The organism is Subtercola boreus, from assembly GCF_003399635.1.
GTDB lineage: Bacteria > Actinomycetota > Actinomycetes > Actinomycetales > Microbacteriaceae > Subtercola > Subtercola boreus_B.
Map to the genome: position 1 here is coordinate 1 of NZ_NBXB01000060.1, position 1,921 is coordinate 1,921.

Consider the following 1,921-nt stretch of genomic DNA (forward strand, 5'->3'; position numbering starts at 1 on the left):
TGTCAATGGCCAATGGTTTGTGCCCATGGGTGGCCAGCGGAAGTGCCCGCTGGTGGCCATGAAAAGTGCCCGTGTGTGGCCAACAGTTCTGCCCACCTGGTTTCTGGTGGTGCTGGCCACGGCTCGCGGGTTGGTTAGGTCATTGGCGTGACTCCTTTGCCGGCGAGGGCTTCGGTGAGGCGGATCGAGTCGCCGCTGGTTTGACAGATATGGGCGTGGTGCAGGAGTCGGTCAACGGTCGCGGTCGCCAACGTTTTGGGCATGAGTTCGTCGAACGCTGCTGGGTGCAGGTTCGAGCTGACCGCGATGGAGCGTTTCTCGTACGCAGCGTCGACGAGCCGATACAACCCTTCTGCGGCGTCGGCGCCGACGGGTAGCAGGCCTATATCGTCGATGACGATGAGGTCGGCGCGGAGGATTCGTGCGACGACTCGGGTCACGGAGTCATCGGAGCGGTGCGCACGGATCAGCGCGCCGAGGTCCTCGAGCCGGAACCACGCGACCCGCATGCCGGCTTCGACGATGTGTTGGCCGAGGGCTTCGAGGAAGAACGTCTTCCCCGTCCCCGACGGCCCACAGACGACGACGTTCTCTCTGCGGTGAACCCATTCCAGGGTGCGGAGCGCCTGCTGCGTCGGTGCGGGGATCGAGGACACGGTTTCATCCCACGTCGCGAACGTCTTCCCGGTCGGGAACCCGGCGGCTTTCCGCCGCGAGTTCAGCATCGACCTCGACCGGCCGGTGATCTCTTCAACGAACAACGCTTTGATGACTTCGGTCGGGTCCCAGCGCTGCGTTTTCGCTGTTTGGAGGAGTTCGGGGGCGAGGGCTCTGGCGTAGGGCATTTTCAGTTGCCGCATCATCGCTTCCAGCTCTGCGGGTAGCGGCGGTGCGGTGTTCGTGGTGACGCTCACGCTGGCTCCTCCAACCCGACGTCGATGACTAATGGCGGGCTGATCGCGGCCCACCCGCCGGTGCCTTGAGCGAGGGACTTTCCTTCGGCTGCGGTGTGGGTGGCGGGCTGGTAGGTGGTCGCGTTCAGGATCGAGGCGAGGTCACCGTTCGCGAACCGGTGATGAGTCGCCGCGACACCGAGCGCCGCATCAACATCAGCAGCAGCGCCGATCTTTGACAGCGTGACTGCTTCGGCCATTTTCTGATTCATTCGTGCCGTCCCTGCCGCGGCGGCTTCCAGCAGCCACGCATGCGCACCAGCCCCGATCTTCAGGAACTCCGCTTCCGCTTTCGACCTCGGCACGATCACGTAGTCGCCGGGCTGTTTCGGGGCGTGGCCGGGGAAGTGCTCGTCAATGATCCGCGGGGAACCGGGCCGGGCACGGTCATGGCGCGCGACTTCGATAGGCCCATCGCTGCTGTGGTGCACGATGATGACCTGCTCACCGTCACCGGCGCCATGGGTTCGGACGAACACTTTCGCGCCGAGCAGCTGCGCGGGCACCGAGTACAAACCGTTCTCAAACGTCACCATCGGGGTGTTATCCGGTACACGCCTGGACAGACCGAACGCGACGGTGTGCGCGATGTCGGGGATCCGGTGCAGGCGTGGGCGTTCCTCCTCAAGCATCGCTACGGGCTTGCGCCGGGTGGCCCGATGCTCACGACTGTTGACGGAATCCATGAACGTCTGGCAGGCGGCCTCGACCTCAGCGAACGTGGCGTATTCGGGCAACAGGTTCGTGGCCTTCGGCACGATATCGGCCTTCGCGAGCTTCACCGATGATTCGACACCGCCCTTGGACGCGGGGTCCGCGGGCTGACACGTCAGCACCGTGACTCCGTAATGGCGGGCGAAGTCCACGGTCTGCTGGTTCCTGACCGGCACCCCGGCGATATGGGTGACGGTGACGGTTTTCTCGTTATCGGTCAGCACATACGTCGGCGCACCACCCAGGATCCGGAA

The 1,921-nt window shown here is 64.4% G+C and carries 1 protein-coding gene and 1 pseudogene; both read right to left on the reverse strand.

From position 1 onward, the window contains the following. Positions 1-134: 134 nt before the first annotated feature. Positions 135-914: an IS21-like element helper ATPase IstB gene (gene istB, locus B7R22_RS18180; protein WP_216363533.1), complete on the reverse strand. Its 780-nt coding sequence runs from the start codon at positions 912-914 to the stop codon at positions 135-137. Further along, positions 911-1,921 (reverse strand): annotated as a pseudogene (locus B7R22_RS18185) (DDE-type integrase/transposase/recombinase); the annotation flags it as partial. The gene istB and the pseudogene B7R22_RS18185, both read right to left, overlap by 4 nt.